Raw genomic sequence first — 19256 nt, 5'->3', positions numbered from 1 at the left:
AGGTGAAAGCTCAAGTTTAACACTGATATTTTGCAATGGGGGATTGAAAAAACAGAATAAAAAAGCCGCCTAACGTCACAAAAATTAGGCAGCTTTCACTTCCATGAAGGGTTATGGCTTGTTAAGGAAGGTGTGAACAAGTCCGTTGGCTCATAAGACTTATTCGTACCTTCCTTATGCTAAGCGTTATTTCAGCTTAAGCGCTGATTGGATTTCTCTCCAATCGACCATTTTGAAGTTTTGCTTTTTCAATTCGTACTCGTCGTTGATGTTGTACCAATCTTGCGCAATGAACATACCATTCGGGTAGGCGCTACCCAGGTTGCCAGAGAACGCGTGAACACCGTCAGTATCGCTTGTTCCGTCAATTCCCTTGTCATCATCACCAATGATGGCAAAGCTGCCTTTGTACTGGTTGTTGTCGTTCATATCGTAAACCGCGTACGTGTTGTTACCTTGGCTGGAAGCGATCAGGTAACGAACTTGGTCTGTTTCATAGATAGTCACACCTTCAATGTCGTCAACCAAATGCTTGCCGTCTACTGCCGCAAATAGCTTGGCTTTGGTTGAGCCATTTTCGCGGGCATCGAAAGTCCAGATTGCTTCGTCTTCTTCGCCGACATAGATTGTTTGAGTCTCGTCGTCTACAACACAACCTTCAGGTTGGCTTTCAACAGAGAAAGTGCGAACGATGTCACCTTTGGCGCCGTCTTTTGTGAGTGTGATTTTCCATTGTTCTGTGGTTCCGTCTTTACCGTTGACGAAAACGTAAGGAGTACCGTCTTCACCTTGTCCCATACATAGACCGTAAACAACATCGACGTTGGAAATGAACTCAGGAGACTCGTCATGAACATTGTCGCCGATTGCAGGCAACAGTTTGATTGGTGTATCTGAACCGTCGATTGTGTATAGAGTCACCGTATTTAGGTCGCGGTTTGAGGCAGCTGCCAATGTGATTTTACCGCCTTTTCCATCATCTATATTTTGGCGTAGGTCGACATTGTTTGGACGGCCTTCTTCGAAGAATTGAACTTCGTTTCCGTCCAGGTCGTAGGCGAGCAATCCGCCTTTTTTATCAGTTGCGATAATCAGGCTTTTAGCTGGGTTTGATTCGTTGAACCAAATGGTTGAGTCATCCGCTGCATCGCCTTTGCTGTCGACTGCATCTGTTTCGCCAGACGCTGTGACGACTTTGACCCCCGCTACTTTGATGTCTCGGTTACTTTGTAAACCTGCAAGGCTTACACCGCTTAAAGATTTAAACTCGTCGGCGCTCATGAACTGATAAACAGGTTCGTTAGCTTCGGTATTACCGATCCAAATTCCGTTGCGTGCCGTTGTAACTAGCTTAGCTTCTTCGACGCCTTCTACATCGAATTTAGCCAGGAATTCGCCTGAGTTGCGGTCGTAAAGGTTAAAGCCTTTGCCTTCGTCTGCGATCAGAACCACGCCTTTCCCGCCTTCTTGGATCGCTAGGTCGATGTTTTCGATCTCCTCAAGCTTCCCGTGTGGCTCAACAACATCTAAAAATGCTCGGTCTTTTACGTTTTCGGCATCGGCGCCGTATTTCCATACACCAATGTTTTGTTCTGCCACGTAAAGCGTGCCAGATTGATCATCGACGATACAACCGCTTAACTCGCCACCGACATTAGCATGACGTACTGGTTCGGCAACGCCGCCATCGTTGAAGCGGCTTTTTACTGTATCTCCATCCAAAATTAGCTTGTACTGAAGTAGATCCCCGTCTTCAGTGTAGGCTGTCGCCGTAATTTGGCCGCTTGTTGGGTGTTGATAAAGGCAAACCCCTTCAGGTGTCGCGTCAATGTTGATGGTGCCCACTGAGCTAAGAGGGTGCTTTGCATCGCCTGTAATTTTGTAGAAGCCTAATGAGTCTTCATCAGGAAGGCCAATAGCGACGATGTCCATACTCGCGCCATTATCATCCGTAAGGCTGTAGCGAACGTCCGCACCTAGAGCTTCAATGCCCTCGATGTGTTGTATCTCTTTACCTTGCTCGTTAAATACGGCAATGCCGTCACCTTCAAGGGTTGCAATTAAAAGACTCTTTGTAGTGTCTTTACTAACCCAAGTCGCCGCGTCGGCAATATCTTCGTATGTGGTTTCTGAAATAACCGCTGCATGGGCGCTAACAGAAGCGAGCATTGCACTGCTGATTGCAGTCGCAAGTAAATGACGTTTAAACATGCTTACACACCTTTAGGATTGGTTGAGGTGGTTGCACGTTAATCCGCTCTTGTGTCATTTTTGTTACGTTTTTTGGTCATATCATCCGCATTTGTGCTATTTCTGCCTCTTGATAGGCGAAATGAGCTGATCGGACTAAACTGTTTTTATACCTATGATCGTATAACACTGCTTAGATCATCGGGTTTCCTTATGGGTTTGTAGTGTCAGCGCTGTTCGTGTGAGCGATTTGGACTATTTCGTCATTTTTAAGCGGGGTGGCTCACTTTCTGTCATCTAATGGCAACAAAAATGTCACAAAATAGGCGTACAAACGAGACACTCTACTAGGAGTTCATCATGTTTCGCAGGTTTCATACCTTTCATTATCGATTGTCAGACTTTCTTTACCGCATTCGGCCTAACCTTTATTGGTTGGTGGCTTTGGTGTTTGTGTGCGCGGGCCTAACGCTGCTTAATATGAGTGCCAGTGACGTTAAATCCATTTCCGATTGGTCTTGGATTGATATATTCGGCGAAGGGGCGACGGCGCTGTTTCTTGTGGTTTGGCTGTGCATTGTTCTTGCGTCTCGATCAAAAGGGGCAACAACCAACTGGTTAGCATTCGGTATGCTCGGTCTATTTGCCTCTTGTTATCAAGATGTTCTTGATGAATTCTTTAAACTACACGATGGGCATTATTGGGATAGCCTTTTAGAGTCTCTGCCAGTTGGGTTGCTGGCTCTGACGATAGGTTTGTTTCGTTGGTACCGAGAGCAAACGGAAGTGCAAAAATATCTTCATAAACGTGCTCGGATGTTTCACAACCGATCACATAAGCTTCACGGAGAAACGTCGCTGCCACAAGCTCCTCACTTAAAGAAAGCCTTAATATCAGATCAAGAACAGTTGCTTGTCTTCTTGGATGTGGTACCAGACGTTGAAAAAGAAGGGGCGCAAAGCGCTTTGCCACGCAACGAATACGGCAAACTCCGATCCATTATTGCAGATACCATTTTGTGGAATCTACCCGATGACAGCGGTGTATTTCATATAGTGGGCGATCAATATGCCGTTTTGATCAAACCTACTTCTTTGCAGCAACAAGTGCTGGCAGAAGCACATCTACATAAGATGGTTCAGGATTTGATTATGGCATTGCGAGCGATTCGATATTTTTCGTCTTCTTCCCAGACCGCTATTGAGATGTCGGTGATGCACTCTAAGCAGAGTGTGGCTGCACATATGGATGAAAGGGAAACGACTCAAGCAATCAAGCTTGCTCAGATTGCGTTGATTGAATCGATTCCTTCCAATAGTAATGTCTCGGTAACGGTTCGCCCAAGCTGATGTCCACACGTTTGTTTAATAATGGGGAACCAGCGCCAATGAAGAAAAAAGCGTGGCTTGAAAGTACGGACGCTTTTATTGGTTTGCAGTCGGGGATGGCATTGTTAAATGACTTGTTAATGGAGTTTGGTGAATTACCCGATGTATTTCTTCGCAAAACTCGACTCTTTCAAGACAATTTCTTTTCTTTAGAAAGAAAAGTGAGTGCTGAGCAAATGGCTCAACTTTGCTACAACGCGACGTTGACGGATTACCGCTCCGATTTAGCGTTTCAATTGGGCCAACGCCTACTCCCCAGTGCGCTTCAGTCGTGGTCGCAGGGTATGCAGCATGCGCCCACTTTAAATGATGCTCTGTATTTACTGATGAACAGTACGAGTCACTGGTCTCCTCTTATATCAATTGAACGACGACAAACTGAAGATCGCTTGTTTTTTGTGTTTCGTGATTCATTTGGCCTGCTACAGGACAACATTCACAAACGCTTTGTGATGACCTATAGCATGGAAGCGTTTCGATATGCCTGCGATTGGTTGCTTCCTATAAATACGGCAGTTGATTGGCAATTTGAGTTGGAAGATGTTCCTGAAAACTTGGAAGAGTACTCAGGTGTTTGGGGCAAGGAGTTAAGTGTTGGCGTGAAGCGTTACAGCGTCAGTATTTCGAATCAATGTGCGCGATCTGCACTAAAAATGCCGTCTCAAGGACTTTATCAAACGGTATTGGCTGAGGTAATGAATAATGAAACATACAGTATTGTTGAAGAAGTTCGTTCTTATCTAGCGCAGGATGTTAGCTGTATTCCGTCACTCGAAGCGTTGTGCGAATACGCAGGAATGAGTTTAGCGACCTTGAAACGTAAGCTTAAGAAGCACAATACAAGCTACCAAATGCTGGTGGATCAAATTCGTGAGGACGAAGGCCACTTCTTGCACGATAGAATGTTTTACACAGAAGCGGACTTGGTTGAGCATTTCAGTTTCTACGACGTCAGTAATTTTCGTAGGGCTAGAAAGCGCTGGCGTTGGCCTTTGTATTCGTAATTTCTTGCTGAAAACTCTAAAGCGACTCAGCGTAGTTAGTCTTTAGATTCAAGGTATGTATGAACTTGGACACTTGTTTTTGTATCTGGGTCATTCTTGGTTCTAAAAAAACTCATTAGACGGTTAAAAGGTCGTATTATATAGAACAAATATAATTTCCAAGAAGTGACTTCTATATTATAGGCTCTTGCTAAGTTAGCTTTAGGTATAATGAGTTTTTTCAACGCGTAAATAAACCAGTGCTGAGTCGCGATGTTTTTTCGAAGACCAATTCCTTCTTTGTACTCTAAGTTTTGCAGACTTAGAGCCGCAATAGAAGATAGATTCAAGTTGTGAGTAAAAGAGTCTTGCGATGTTGGCCAGTCAATTGTCACGTTGCTCCAGTATAGCTCTACGATTTGTAAGGTGATTAAGCAACCTTTTGTCCATTGCCCTTCCTCACATAACTCCCAGAAACGAGGCCAGTTTACTTCATTTCGCTGAATAAGCATTCCTATGTCTGAGATAAACAGGGGGCCGCAGTTAAAGGTATGGGAGTAACTTGCGTGTATTGCGAGATGCAGCAACATGATGGTGTCAGAAAAGTGGTGGTAGTTGTATTTCGAGTGCTTGAGAATATCACTCGCTGATTTAGCAAACTCTTTACAATCTAAGACATCTAATAAATCGGGTCTTTTTGGGTGTGAGTCGAGAACCTGTATATGTAGTTCAATAATGCATCGCCTGTGTGGCGAATAGATATTTGGAAAGTCTTTAGTGGCATCGAGATCAAACACATCAAGATTGATCTCAGGGGTGTAACCATTATCTTTTAATAGCTGAACGGCTTTCTTTGTGTCTTTTCGCTCAATTAATACGTCCAAATCACGCATCGGTCTTAGGTGAGGGGAAGGGTAAACATCAGAGGATATCACTGCCCCTTTTAAAACGACTAATGGGATTTCATTCTCAGAAAATAGCTTGTTGATTGCGATTAGCTCGGATTGTATTGCTAAGTATCGTTGGATACTTTTTTTGTTTGCTTTCGTTAAGTAATCGGAGAGTGTATCAGGTACGGATAAATTTGCTTTCTTTATGCTTTCGCTCAGCAAAGGCCCAATTCGATGTTGTGCGCAGGTTCGCGCAAGTAAGGAGACTTCTTCTTCGTTCAGATTATCGATTTGTAATTGTCGAACGTTTTCTGGTCGAAATAATAAATCGAGCAGAAACAAAGGCAGTTGGTCCATGTTACATTCCATCAGCGATTAGTATTGTGAGTCTGTAGTATGTATAACATGGTGTCGTAACGATATGAACCGATAGGCATGATTAATATGCCATATCGGTTATAGGCAGCGTTTGTTTACCGTCTTTTTAGGAGACTATTTCAATTCAGTAATGAATTGCTCTTTTGCTCGACGCACTTTTTTGAGGTTCACTAGCCAATCCCCATCTTCTGCTCGATAGCCTAATGGTAAGAGAATCACAGAGCGAAGCCCTTTTTCTTTTAATCCGAGAATTTCGTCTACTTTTTCAGGGTCAAAGCCTTCCATTGGTGTGCTGTCGATACCTTCTTCAGCGGCAGCAATGAGCGCGGTGCCTAGACCAATATAAGCTTGGCGAGCGGCATGTTCATAGTTTTCTTTGGCGTCACGAGGAGGGTACACGGCCAGCAGTTTTTGACGGTACGCTTCCCAGCCTTCGTTTGTAAAACCGCGTTCTTCGTTGACCAAATCAAACATGGCGTTAATGCGCTCTTCGGTATAGTTATCCCATGCCGCGAAGACGAGTAGGTGAGAACCATCCGTGATCTGAGTTTGTCCCCAAGCATGTGGAACTATGTCTTCACGCAAGGCTTTGTTTGTGACAACAAAAACGTCATAGGGTTGGAGTCCGCTTGATGTTGCAGTTAGGCGAATCGCTTCTAGGATGGCGTCGACTTTCTCCTGAGGAACCGGCTTTGACGGATCCATTTTTTTTGTAGCATAACGCCAATTAAGCTTTTCTAATAAATTAGACATAGAGTTGATTCCCATAAAAGGTTCAATAAAGTCGTACTAATATGACATCGTCAACAGGAATTTCAAAATTGAAATGATTAAAATGAAGTTCACGGCTGTAGAGATAGGTCAGAGATCTGATTCATTGTCATTGGTCTGTAATACAGAAAACCTTGATGCACACTAATATCTAGTGATTGCAGCTTCTCTGCTTGATTCTTGTATTCAATACCCTCTGCAATGATATTAAAGTGAAACGCTTTAGATAATTCAGTGACGGCTTTTATAACTGACGTTTGTTCGCTATCAATTTGAGTGATAAAGCTTCTATCTAATTTGACCAGATCAATGTCGAAATTTTGCATATAGGCTAGGGAAGAGTATCCCGTGCCAAAGTCGTCTATTGCGACTTGAATGCCCAGTGATCTGAGCTTTCGTAACTGGGTCATAATCGTCGATTTATCTTGTGCCATAGCCGTTTCTGTCATTTCAAGAACCAGTTTATCCGCTGGAAATTGAGTATCCTTTAACGCCTTAATGACGACTTTTGAGAAGTGAATATCATGAAGTTGATTTATTGAGACATTGAAGCACAACTTGGTTGAATGTCGCTCCATTACATAGGTTTTTGCTTTTTCTAATGCGCGAATAAACAGTTGCTCCCCGAGTGACTTAATGAGTCCATGTTGCTCTGCAATAGGGATAAATTCTGCGGGACTAATCTGTTCACCATCAAGGTTCCACCTGGCGAGTGCTTCAATGAATGCAATCTCGTTATGGGTTGTGTCTATGATAGGCTGAAAAAGGACATAGAAATCCTTGTTGTTAATCGCATTTAGCATGCAGTTACGCAAATGTAGCTCTCTCAGTAACTTGCTTTGTAAATTATCATCGAAGAATCGAGCGTAGCCTTTCTCAATGTTTTTTTGGTGATACATTGCCATATCTGCACGCTGGATCAACATACTTTGCTCAAGACCATGTTCTGGATAAATGGCAATGCCAATCGTAGCGCCAATATTTGCGCTGGATTGCGCCGTGACTGGGTACGGTAGAGATAAACGCTCGATCAACCCATTTGCGAATTCAAGGGTTTTAGCTTTCGACTCATAGGGCGAGTAGACCAAAAACTCATCACCGCCCCAGCGGCATATAAGCGTTGAATCAACACAATACTCTAAGATTCGTTCTGCCACTGACTTCATTATTTGATCGCCAGCGGCGTGCCCCATGCCATCATTGACGAGTTTGTAGCCATCGAGATCAATAAAGAGCAGTGAGCTATGCTGGTTCGCTGGGCTATTAATGTCCTTGAACGTTTCGATAAACGCCGCTCGATTAAGTAACCCTGTTAAAGGGTCTTTATGGGATAGCTCATATATTTGACGTGACCGTTGTTCTACTTTTTCTTCCATCTGTTCTAGAAGCTCTGAGTTGGCGAACTTCAGTGTGATTGAATTGGTTAGAACACGGGCATTGGTTCTGGCCATCGTTGCTAGTGCGACGGTGGCGCAAAGCCCAATGACACCAAGGACCCGGTGGTGCTCTATTGGTGAGAAAATTAAAATAAGTGAATACGGGACCATTAAAAGTAATATGTAGCTTATGGCTGTTGGTTTATGGCTGGCCAGTGTCGTCGCTGCACCACCTGATAAGCCCGTCATAATAATCATGCTGATTGTTTGTTCATTTACTGTCGACCCTTCGTAGAAAAACAAGGGGTAAGACGACCAGATAAGAGCGGAAGCAATGCAGCCGCTCGAAAAACGCCGCTGATATTTACGAGTATCGAATTGCGGGTCGCTAAGTTTTTCCTTTCGAAAGAGTACAAAATCAATGCAACGCTGAACAGCGCTTGCAATCATGGTTAATAACCAGAGTAGTTTGGCTGTGTCTCGTTCGTCACCGAAGAATACGATCACGATTCCAATGGCTGAGATCAATGACACGACTAACCCAGAGAAAAGGCCACTGTAAAGTACCGAAATCTGCTCTCGGTCGATGTTTTCGTGCTGAGAAAGAGGGCCAGTGTGATGGTTTTTCATTTCTATTCTCTGCATATAAAGGGGTTATCGGCTATTGGTAGAATCCTATTGTCTACAAACAACGCCAATAATTCATTAGTTGAATGTAAGTGATTGTTTTGAAACTTTCAAATTTTAGATTTTAGTTCTATCTTTTAAAGTGCGAGCTGTATTGCGAACTGGCTCAGAAAATAGGATGGAAAGTAGTATGTTTCAAACATTGGTTCTGACAGTAATAGGCGAAGATCGACCTGGTTTAGTGGAAATGCTTTCGAATGTTGTTCAGTTGAATAAAGGCAGCTGGAAGGAAAGCCGAATGGCTCACCTAGCGGATAAGTTTGCTGGAATCGTTACGGTTGAAGTGGAGAAGAATGAGGAAACCAAACTTGTAGCCGCATTGGAGGACTTAGAGCCGTTAGGGTTAAAGGTCTCTGTTGAGCGAGCTTCAGTAGTTGACCGAGACCTTCTAGAGCTTTCGATTAAGGTGATTGGAAATGACCGCCCAGGGATTGTTAAAGAAGTTTCTGAAAAACTTGCTAGTTTACAAGTGAACGTTAAAGAGCTTTCTAGTTTCTGTGAACCCGCCCCTATGAGTTCTGAAATGTTATTCGTAGCGAATTTTCTTTTGGCTTTACCAAAACATCTTACAGAATCGGATCTTGAAAATACGATTGAAGAAATTAGTAGTGATCTGATGGTGGAGCGTAATTAACGACTGATTTATATTCTAAAAATTTAAATTACATTATGTAAGGACGTGAGTTTCGCGTTCTGAGGTTGTGCAATGGATTGCCGCTGAGTTTCATTGTAGCCGTCAACCTATCAAGCATTCAGTTTTAGTCGACGAATGAACGATTACGTTCATTTTTAGTTGAAAGTTCTGTTTGATGAGGAGAAGGCTGTGCTTCAAACATTCCGCTCGCTTGAAAATAGGTATTTTCGTTTTTGGTTAAGCAGTGTATTTGTTTCTAATCTAGGGACTTGGCTGCAAAGAACCGCACTAGATTGGTTGGTTATCGCTTATCTTTCCAAACAAAATGCCACTGCTATTGGTATTGTCGTTCTACTGCAATACGTGCCTCAGTTAGTCTTATCTCCATTTACGGGTTTTTTGGCCGATTATTTTGATCGCGCCAAGCTACTACTAGTAACCCAAGTGTTGCTTATGTCTACATCGTTTACTTTGGGTATGCTCGTTATAACGGAGCAAGTCACGCTAGTGCATATCTATTTTTTAGCTTTGACTCACGGTGTCGTGGTGGCGTTTGATATTCCTGCGCGACATGCATTTGTTTCAGACGTTGTGCCAGAAAAAGCGCTAACAAATGCAGTGGGCTTGAACTCAGTCTCTTTCAATAGTGCACGTCTTATAGGGCCTGCAATCGCAGGTGTATTAATCGCGTCAACGAGCTCTGGTTGGGTGATTCTAATGAACGCAATGTCCTATATTCCGATGTTGTGCTGCGTCCTATGGTTATCGTTGAAATCTTCATGCGTTTTCAAACATCATTCCGCCACCAAAGGCACAAATAAAATATCAGATGGCTTTGTCTATATCGCATCTCGTCGGGAAATGGTCGTGGCATTGGCCATGGTGTCTTGTGTGTGCATTACCGGAATGAGTTTTGCGGTTTACTTGTCCTCAATCAACATCAACGAGTTTCATGGGGGGGCGATGCAATATGGGATGCTGGTTTCAATGATGGCTGTTGGGTCGATTACTGGTGCTGTTTTAACCGCAAGTCTGCCTGCACCGACCGTAAGACGTATGGTGTATGTTGCGACGGCATACTCAATAGCCTGTCTTTGCGTTGCCATGAGTGGTTCTATTTGGATGTTTTGTGTCGCTCTTGTTTTCTTAGGAATGACTTTGCAGCTCATGACAACGTCGGCAAACGCTTTTATTCAGGTTTCTTCTGATAAGAAATACAAAGGTCGTGTCATGGCGGTTGCGATTAGCGTTATCTTAGGAAGTACGGCGTTAGGTGGACCGTTAGTCGGTTGGTTATGTGATGAATTTGGAGGGCGTTATGCGATTGGTCTTGGCGCATTATTGGGAATAGTTGCCTGTATCATTGGCGCTGTATCGTTGGGAAATGCTCGGAGTCAACATACGTTATGTCGGTTAAGTATTGATTCTACCGAAACGAAAGAGTACGAGAAGGTAAAGATATAAAAAAACTGGCTGCTTGGATAAGACAGCCAGTTTGTTTTGGTTGGAACGCACAAACCAAATTGAAATATTGAATCTAAGCTATATTAGCTTCTGATTAAGTGATCAAATGCTCCAAGAGCCGCTGTTGCGCCAGCTCCCATTGAGATAATGATCTGTTTGTATGCTTGTGTGGTCACATCGCCAGCAGCGAATACGCCTGGCATGGATGTTTGCCCTCTATTGTCGATTACAATTTCACCACGATCCGTCAGTTCTAGAGAGTCCTTTAGGAACTCGCTGTTCGGAACTAAACCAATTTGAACAAAAATGCCTGCAACATCGACAAGGTGTGATTCACCTGATTTACGATCTGTATATTTCAAGCCGATGACACGTTGCCCGTCACCAATAACTTCAGTTGTCATGGCCTCTTTTATGATCGTAACGTTTGATAGCGACTCTGCTTTTTTAACTAGAACATCATCTGCCCGAAGTTGATCGCCAAATTCAAGTACTGTGACATGTTCTACGATTCCAGCAAGATCGATGGCTGCTTCTATGCCTGAATTACCGCCGCCGATGACTGCTGTTTTCTTACCTTTAAATAATGGGCCATCACAGTGTGGACAGTAAGCAACACCTTTGCCTTTGTATTCGTTCTCGCCAGGAACGTTCATTTCTCTCCAGCGAGCACCCGTTGCAAGAATAACGGATTTACTTTTTAGAACTGCGCCATTTTCCAGCTCGACTTCTATCAACTCGTTTTTCTCGATACGAACTGCTTTTTGTGTCTTCATCAAGTCGACATCGTAGTCCAATACGTGTTGTTCAAGGTTTGCGACGAGCTTCGGCCCTTCAGTTTCTTTAACAGAGATAAAGTTCTCGATTGCCATTGTATCGGCAACTTGTCCACCAAAGCGATCTGCAACGACACCAGTACGAATGCCTTTTCGAGCTGAGTAAATTGCTGCGGAGGCACCTGCTGGACCGCCGCCGACTACAAGCACATCATAAGGTGCTTTTTCAGACAACGCAGCGGCTTGCTTATCCGAAGCGCCAGTGTCTACTTTATTTAGAATCTCATCTAATGACATTCTGCCTTGTCCGAATAACTCGCCATTAAGATAGACAGAAGGAACAGCCATTATGTTGCGTTCATTAACTTCGTCTTGGAATAAGGCGCCATCAATCATTGTCGTTGTGACATTGGGGTTCAGTACCGCGAATAAGTTAAGTGCCTGAACAACTTCTGGACAGTTTTGACAAGTCAGTGAAATATAAATTTCAAAATTGAGTTTGTTTGAAAGCGATTTAGCTTGTTCAATGGTCTCTGCGGACTCTTTTGCAGGGTGTCCGCCAGCCTGTAATAAGGCAAGAACAAGAGACGTAAACTCGTGCCCCATTGGAATACCTGCGAATTGAACTCGCGCTTTTTCACCTTTAGGGCCAATTGCCATTAAAGGTGCTCTTCCTGTTGGCGTTTCATCAACAGATAAGGATATTTTTTCATTCAGGCTCGTAATATCACGAGCAAGATCTAGTAACTCTTCTGCTTTTGCAGTGCCGTTAGTGGACACAGTAATCTCGATCGGATTAATGATGTTCTTTAGATAGGTGTCCAGTTGTTGCTTTATATTTGAATCTAACATGTTCGTTAACCCGTTACTGTGTGTTAAATAAAGTGGAGTGCCTCCCTCTAAGAGGGGATGAGGGAGGCGGTGCCGACGTTATCTAAATTAGATTTTGCCGACTAGGTCCAAAGATGGTGCTAATGTCGCTTCACCTTCTTTCCATTTTGCTGGGCAAACTTCACCCGGGTGCGCTGCTACATATTGTGCTGCTTTGATCTTACGTAGTAGGTCGTCAGCGTCACGGCCAATACCTTCTGCTGTGATTTCTACTGCTTGGATCGTACCTTCTGGATCCATCAAGAAGGTTGCACGATCAGCAAGACCTTGACCTTCGCGCATTACACCAAAGTTATTAGTGATAGTGCCTGTTTGGTCGCCTAGCATGTAGTAATTGATTTTACCGATAGTGTCAGAGCTATCGTGCCACGCTTTGTGAGTGAAGTGAGTGTCTGTTGATACAGAGAACACTTCAACGCCAAGCTTTTGTAGCTCTTCGTACTTGTCAGCAACATCACCTAGTTCAGTTGGGCAAACGAATGTGAAATCAGCCGGGTAGAAAAAGAATACTGCCCATTTACCTAATACGTCTTTTTCAGAAACCTCTACGAACTCGCCTTGTTTGAATGCTGTTGCGTTGAAAGGTTTGATTTGAGTGTTAACCATTGTATATCTCCTAAAGTTAATTGCGGTTTGCGTTACCAACGAGAGCTATATTAGGAAGTTTTTCTAAATTAATGAAATTGGTAATAACTAAATTTTAAATAGCTAAAAACTATTTTGGTTTTGATAGGCTGCTTGGAAGTAAGAAGAGAGTCAGTTGTAGTCTATAAAGAGCTATGAAAATCTATGAAGCTATTTTAGGCAGAGATACATACGCTTAGTTAAAGAGGCTCAGTTCAGAGTTGCGTGCTGTATTCTGATTGGTCTTGTTCCTGTTGACTATATAAGGTGCCCGCTTCTAATCGAAGCGAACGCCTTCTTTATGAAGGTAGGTTAAGAAGGACGTTTGGCTCCTACTCGCGCTTCTTTATTAGCAGTGTTCTTCTATTTGTTAGTAGTGCCCTCTATCTAGCAAAGCCTATGAATTCTAGGATATTGAGATGAATAGATAAAAAATCAAAATAAATGAAAAAAGTACTTGCGTAAAAAAATCTGGAAGGTAATATACGCACCCACTGACACGGAGAGCCACTCAGAACAACGAGTGACACACTAAGAAGAACACTTCTTAAGATGATCCAGTCAGTACGCTCTTTAAAATAGATAATCAGATAATTTGTGTGGGCGCTCGCTGGAGACTTCTAAAAAATTAAAGTCTTTGATGAGTGAACACGTCAATTCGCTTTACGGTCTTTCAACTTAGGTTGGAAGGCAAATAGTTAAAGTCAGACGTTATTCATGAGTTAGAGCAAATTCTTTTAACTGAAGAGTTTGATCATGGCTCAGATTGAACGCTGGCGGCAGGCTTAACACATGCAAGTCGAGCGGAAACGATGATAGCTTGCTATCAGGCGTCGAGCGGCGGACGGGTGAGTAACGCGTAGGAATCTGCCTAGTAGAGGGGGACAACATGTGGAAACGCATGCTAATACCGCATACGCCCTTTTGGGGAAAGGAGGGGATCTTCGGACCTTCCGCTATTAGATGAGCCTGCGTGAGATTAGCTAGTTGGTGGGGTAAAGGCCTACCAAGGCGACGATCTCTAGCTGGTCTGAGAGGATGATCAGCCACACTGGGACTGAGACACGGCCCAGACTCCTACGGGAGGCAGCAGTGGGGAATATTGGACAATGGGGGCAACCCTGATCCAGCCATGCCGCGTGTGTGAAGAAGGCCTTAGGGTTGTAAAGCACTTTCAGAAGTGAGGAAGGGTGCTTGATTAATACTCAAGTACTTTGACGTTAGCTTCAGAAGAAGCACCGGCTAACTCTGTGCCAGCAGCCGCGGTAATACAGAGGGTGCAAGCGTTAATCGGAATTACTGGGCGTAAAGCGCGCGTAGGTGGTTTGTTAAGTCAGATGTGAAAGCCCAGGGCTCAACCTTGGAATTGCACCTGATACTGGCAGGCTAGAGTACGGTAGAGGGATGTGGAATTTCCTGTGTAGCGGTGAAATGCGTAGATATAGGAAGGAACATCAGTGGCGAAGGCGACATCCTGGACTGATACTGACACTGAGGTGCGAAAGCGTGGGGAGCAAACAGGATTAGATACCCTGGTAGTCCACGCCGTAAACGATGTCTACTAGCCGTTGGTCGATTTTAGATTAGTGGCGCAGCTAACGCGATAAGTAGACCGCCTGGGGAGTACGGCCGCAAGGTTAAAACTCAAATGAATTGACGGGGGCCCGCACAAGCGGTGGAGCATGTGGTTTAATTCGAAGCAACGCGAAGAACCTTACCTACTCTTGACATCCAGAGAACTTAGCAGAGATGCTTTGGTGCCTTCGGGAACTCTGAGACAGGTGCTGCATGGCTGTCGTCAGCTCGTGTTGTGAAATGTTGGGTTAAGTCCCGTAACGAGCGCAACCCTTATCCTTATTTGCTAGCAGGTGATGCTGAGAACTCTAAGGAGACTGCCGGTGACAAACCGGAGGAAGGTGGGGACGACGTCAAGTCATCATGGCCCTTACGAGTAGGGCTACACACGTGCTACAATGGCGCATACAGAGGGCGGCGAACTTGCGAAAGTAAGCAAATCCCAAAAAGTGCGTCGTAGTCCGGATTGGAGTCTGCAACTCGACTCCATGAAGTCGGAATCGCTAGTAATCGTGGATCAGAATGCCACGGTGAATACGTTCCCGGGCCTTGTACACACCGCCCGTCACACCATGGGAGTTGATTGCTCCAGAAGTAGCTAGCTTAACCTTAGGGATGGCGGTTACCACGGAGTGGTCAATGACTGGGGTGAAGTCGTAACAAGGTAGCCCTAGGGGAACCTGGGGCTGGATCACCTCCTTAAACGATAAGAAGCTCTGGTGAGCGTTCACACAAATTATCTGATATCTGTGTTAGTGAGTGTTGTAAATTTTTGGGTCTATAGCTCAGTTGGTTAGAGCGCACCCCTGATAAGGGTGAGGTCGGCCGTTCAAATCGGCCTAGACCCACCAAAAATCCTTATAGCGTCGTTATGAAGTTAGCTCGCATAGAAAACTATGCTTCGCAACTTCAAGCCTTGCTCTAAGAAATTTTGGATTTAAAATGGATTTAGCTTGTTTGATATTGAGCGCACCCCATTCTCGATTAGAGAGCGGTGAGGTGGTCTGTTTTTTTCAAATCGGCCTAGACCCACCAAAAATCCTTATAGCGTCGTTATGAAGTTAGCTCGCATAGAAAACTATGCTTCACAACTTCAAGCCTTGTTCTAAGCCTTTTTGGTATTGAATTATAAGATTTTCGTTTTATAATTCTGCAGCGATATATGGGGCTATAGCTCAGCTGGGAGAGCGCCTGCTTTGCACGCAGGAGGTCTGCGGTTCGATCCCGCATAGCTCCACCACTTCTTCTAAGTGGTGATCGGAATACAACACATATATATAAAACCCTAAGCAAGATGCTAAGCCAGTTGGTTGTTTTAATTAACATCATCAGCTGAGGCTTCTTAGTCTCTGACTTAGTGTTTTTAAGCACTAAACTTGCTCTTTAACAATATGACTTTTTGAAATAGACGATAATCAAGCGTCAAACCGGTGGATTGATATTCGGATCTCTTAATTCCTTCTGAGATTTGAGTAAACAATCTAACAATCGTAAATCCAAAGAGGTACAAAAGCTCTTTGGTATGTAGTTCAATGTTTCTGATTCAGTATTACTGAATGAGATCATTTTGGGTTATATGGTCAAGTGACCAAGCGTGCACGGTGGATGCCTTGGCAGTCAGAGGCGATGAAGGACGTGGTAATCTGCGATAAGCTTGGGGGAGTCGATAAACAGACTTTGATCCCAAGATTTCCGAATGGGGAAACCCACCCGCTTGCGGGTATCGTAACGTGAATACATAGCGTTACGAGGCGAACGAGGGGAACTGAAACATCTAAGTACCCTTAGGAAAAGAAATCAATTGAGATTCCCTTAGTAGCGGCGAGCGAAAGGGGATTAGCCCTTAAGTTGATTTGGTGTTAGTAGAAGACTCTGGAAAGGGTCGCCATAGTGGGTGATAGCCCCGTATACGAAAATGCCTTATCAATGAAATCGAGTAAGACGGGACACGTGATATCCTGTTTGAATATGGGGGGACCATCCTCCAAGGCTAAATACTCCTGACTGACCGATAGTGAACCAGTACCGTGAGGGAAAGGCGAAAAGAACCCCAGTGAGGGGAGTGAAATAGATCCTGAAACCGTGTACGTACAAGCAGTGGGAGCCGACTTAGTTCGGTGACTGCGTACCTTTTGTATAATGGGTCAACGACTTATTTTCAGTAGCAAGGTTAAGCATTTAGTGGAGCCGTAGGGAAACCGAGTCTTAATAGGGCGTTTAGTTGCTGGGAATAGACCCGAAACCGGGCGATCTATCCATGAGCAGGTTGAAGGTTGAGTAACATCAACTGGAGGACCGAACTCACACACGTTGAAAAGTTTGGAGATGACTTGTGGATAGGAGTGAAAGGCTAATCAAGCCCGGAGATAGCTGGTTCTCCTCGAAAGCTATTTAGGTAGCGCCTCGCGTATTGCCGTTGGGGGTAGAGCACTGTTTGGGCTAGGGGGTCATCCCGACTTACCAACCCCATGCAAACTCCGAATACCAATGAGTATGAGCGCGGGAGACACACGGCGGGTGCTAACGTCCGTCGTGGAAAGGGAAACAACCCAGACCGTCAGCTAAGGTCCCAAAGTTACAGTTAAGTGGGAAACGATGTGGGAAGGCTTAGACAGCTAGGAGGTTGGCTTAGAAGCAGCCACCCTTTAAAGAAAGCGTAATAGCTCACTAGTCGAGTCGGCCTGCGCGGAAGATATAACGGGGCTAAACTGTACACCGAAGCTACGGATACTAGTTTACTAGTATGGTAGAGGAGCGTTCTGTAAGCCGTTGAAGGTCAAGCTGTAAGGCAGGCTGGAGGTATCAGAAGTGCGAATGTTGACATGAGTAACGATAAAGGGGGTGAAAAACCCCCTCGCCGGAAGACCAAGGGTTCCTGTCCCATGTTAATCAGGGCAGGGTGAGTCGGCCCCTAAGGCGAGGCTGAAAAGCGTAGTCGATGGGAAACAGGTTAATATTCCTGTACCGATGTATATTGCGATGGAGAGACGGAGAAGGCTAGGCCAGCGCGGCGATGGTTGTCCGCGTTTAAGGTTGTAGGCTGAGGGTTTAGGTAAATCCGGACCCTCTTAAGGCTGAGAATTGATGACGAACCCTCTTTTGGGTGAAGTGGTTGATGCCATGCTTCCAGGAAAAACTTCTAAGCTTCAGATATACATAGACCGTACCCCAAACCGACACAGGTGGTCAGGTAGAGAATACCAAGGCGCTTGAGAGAACTCGGGTGAAGGAACTAGGCAAAATGGCACCGTAACTTCGGGAGAAGGTGCGCCGGTTAGGGTGATGAGACTTGCTCTCTAAGCTTTGATCGGTCGAAGATACCAGGTGGCTGCGACTGTTTATTAAAAACACAGCACTCTGCAAACACGAAAGTGGACGTATAGGGTGTGACGCCTGCCCGGTGCTTGAAGGTTAATTGATGGGGTTAGCGTAAGCGAAGCTCTTGATCGAAGCCCAAGTAAACGGCGGCCGTAACTATAACGGTCCTAAGGTAGCGAAATTCCTTGTCGGGTAAGTTCCGACCTGCACGAATGGCGTAACGATGGCCACACTGTCTCCACCCGAGACTCAGTGAAATTGAAATCGCAGTGAAGATGCTGTGTATCCGCGGCTAGACGGAAAGACCCCGTGAACCTTTACTATAGCTTCACAGTGAACTTTGAACCTACTTGTGTAGGATAGGTGGGAGGCTTTGAAACTTGGACGCCAGTTCAAGCGGAGCCAATCTTGAAATACCACCCTGGTATGTTTGAGGTTCTAACTCAGGTCCCTTATCGGGATCGAGGACACTGTGTGGTGGGTAGTTTGACTGGGGCGGTCTCCTCCCAAAGAGTAACGGAGGAGCACGAAGGTGCGCTCAGCATGGTCGGAAATCATGCATAGAGTGTAAAGGCAAAAGCGCGCTTAACTGCGAGACAGACACGTCGAGCAGGTACGAAAGTAGGTCTTAGTGATCCGGTGGTTCTGTATGGAAGGGCCATCGCTCAACGGATAAAAGGTACTCCGGGGATAACAGGCTGATACCGCCCAAGAGTTCACATCGACGGCGGTGTTTGGCACCTCGATGTCGGCTCATCACATCCTGGGGCTGAAGCCGGTCCCAAGGGTATGGCTGTTCGCCATTTAAAGTGGTACGCGAGCTGGGTTTAGAACGTCGTGAGACAGTTCGGTCCCTATCTGCCGTGGACGTTTGAGATTTGAGAGGAGCTGCTCCTAGTACGAGAGGACCGGAGTGGACGAACCTCTGGTGTTCCGGTTGTCACGCCAGTGGCATTGCCGGGTAGCTATGTTCGGACGGGATAACCGCTGAAAGCATCTAAGCGGGAAGCCTCCCTCAAGATGAGATCTCACTGGAACTTTAAGTTCCCTAAAGAGCCGTTCGAGACTAGGACGTTGATAGGTTGGGTGTGTAAGGGTTGTGAGGCCTTGAGCTAACCAATACTAATTGCTCGTGAGGCTTGACCATATAACACCAAAGTGGTTTTGAGAAAGACTGCGAAGTGCATATGAATTTACGACGCTCTTGATAAGAGAGTGGGTTTGAAGTTTGATTAGAGTTATTTCAAAAAGCATTGTTAAAGCACGCTGATTGCGTTGAGTAAATTCGATCGATTAATTAGATTGAAAAA

General features: G+C 44.9%; 10 protein-coding genes, 2 tRNA genes and 2 rRNA genes. 8 read left to right on the top strand and 6 right to left on the bottom strand.

Annotated elements, in window-relative coordinates; genetic code table 11:
* Positions 1-186: 186 nt before the first annotated feature.
* Positions 187-2211, bottom strand: a complete 2025-nt coding sequence (locus MARME_RS18950) for a phytase (protein ID WP_013662880.1) — start codon at positions 2209-2211, stop codon at positions 187-189.
* Between the two features lie 339 nt (positions 2212-2550).
* Here MARME_RS18950 and MARME_RS21660 point away from each other — a divergent pair, with 339 nt between their 5' ends.
* Together MARME_RS21660 and MARME_RS18940 are read left to right on the top strand one after the other, a co-directional pair.
* Complete coding sequence (locus tag MARME_RS21660) at positions 2551-3540, top strand: hypothetical protein (protein WP_013662879.1); 990 nt, start codon at positions 2551-2553, stop codon at positions 3538-3540.
* 38 nt (positions 3541-3578) lie between these two features.
* The gene (locus MARME_RS18940) at positions 3579-4583 is read left to right on the top strand and encodes an AraC family transcriptional regulator ligand-binding domain-containing protein (protein WP_013662878.1); all 1005 of its coding nucleotides are present in this window, start codon (positions 3579-3581) and stop codon (positions 4581-4583) included.
* 35 nt (positions 4584-4618) lie between these two features.
* Here MARME_RS18940 and MARME_RS18935 read toward each other — a convergent pair whose 3' ends face one another.
* The 3 genes from MARME_RS18935 to MARME_RS18925 all read right to left on the bottom strand — a co-directional run bounded on the left by MARME_RS18935 (position 4619) and on the right by MARME_RS18925 (position 8607).
* A complete protein-coding gene (locus MARME_RS18935; protein ID WP_013662877.1) occupies positions 4619-5809 on the bottom strand; it encodes a nucleotidyltransferase domain-containing protein in 1191 nt (396 codons plus the stop codon).
* A gap of 135 nt (positions 5810-5944) precedes the next feature.
* Positions 5945-6583, bottom strand: a complete 639-nt coding sequence (locus tag MARME_RS18930; RefSeq protein ID WP_013662876.1) for an NAD(P)H-dependent oxidoreductase — start codon at positions 6581-6583, stop codon at positions 5945-5947.
* 89 nt (positions 6584-6672) lie between these two features.
* Positions 6673-8607: a putative bifunctional diguanylate cyclase/phosphodiesterase gene (locus MARME_RS18925; protein WP_013662875.1), complete on the bottom strand. Its 1935-nt coding sequence runs from the start codon at positions 8605-8607 to the stop codon at positions 6673-6675.
* A gap of 187 nt (positions 8608-8794) precedes the next feature.
* Between MARME_RS18925 and MARME_RS18920 the strand changes: the two genes are divergently transcribed.
* Positions 8795-9298, top strand: a complete 504-nt coding sequence (locus tag MARME_RS18920) for a glycine cleavage system protein R (RefSeq protein ID WP_013662874.1) — start codon at positions 8795-8797, stop codon at positions 9296-9298.
* A gap of 189 nt (positions 9299-9487) precedes the next feature.
* Entirely contained in the window at positions 9488-10762 is a 1275-nt protein-coding gene (locus MARME_RS18915) for an MFS transporter (protein WP_013662873.1), read from the top strand.
* 83 nt (positions 10763-10845) lie between these two features.
* Here the strand turns inward: MARME_RS18915 and ahpF are convergent, their stop codons facing one another.
* On the bottom strand, positions 10846-12390 hold the full coding sequence (gene ahpF, locus MARME_RS18910) for an alkyl hydroperoxide reductase subunit F (protein WP_013662872.1): 1545 nt from the start codon (positions 12388-12390) through the stop codon (positions 10846-10848).
* An 87-nt stretch (positions 12391-12477) separates the two neighbouring features.
* Positions 12478-13035: an alkyl hydroperoxide reductase subunit C gene (gene ahpC / locus MARME_RS18905; RefSeq protein ID WP_013662871.1), complete on the bottom strand. Its 558-nt coding sequence runs from the start codon at positions 13033-13035 to the stop codon at positions 12478-12480.
* Positions 13036-13791: 756 nt separating this feature from the next.
* On the opposite strand from ahpC, the gene MARME_RS18900 reads away from it, so the two are divergent.
* The 4 genes from MARME_RS18900 to MARME_RS18885 all read left to right on the top strand — a co-directional run bounded on the left by MARME_RS18900 (position 13792) and on the right by MARME_RS18885 (position 19093).
* Positions 13792-15330: ribosomal RNA gene (locus MARME_RS18900) — 16S ribosomal RNA — on the top strand.
* Between the two features lie 72 nt (positions 15331-15402).
* Positions 15403-15479: transfer RNA gene (locus tag MARME_RS18895), tRNA-Ile, on the top strand.
* Positions 15480-15792: 313 nt separating this feature from the next.
* Positions 15793-15868: transfer RNA gene (locus MARME_RS18890), tRNA-Ala, on the top strand.
* Between the two features lie 338 nt (positions 15869-16206).
* Positions 16207-19093 (top strand): 23S ribosomal RNA (locus tag MARME_RS18885).
* The 16S and 23S rRNA genes sit together here with 2 tRNA genes alongside, the layout of an rRNA operon.
* Positions 19094-19256: the final 163 nt, after the last annotated feature.

Source organism: Marinomonas mediterranea MMB-1 (assembly GCF_000192865.1).
GTDB lineage: Bacteria > Pseudomonadota > Gammaproteobacteria > Pseudomonadales > Marinomonadaceae > Marinomonas > Marinomonas mediterranea.
Note: the sequence above shows the minus strand (reverse complement) of the source record. Positions and strands in the feature narration are given on the sequence as shown.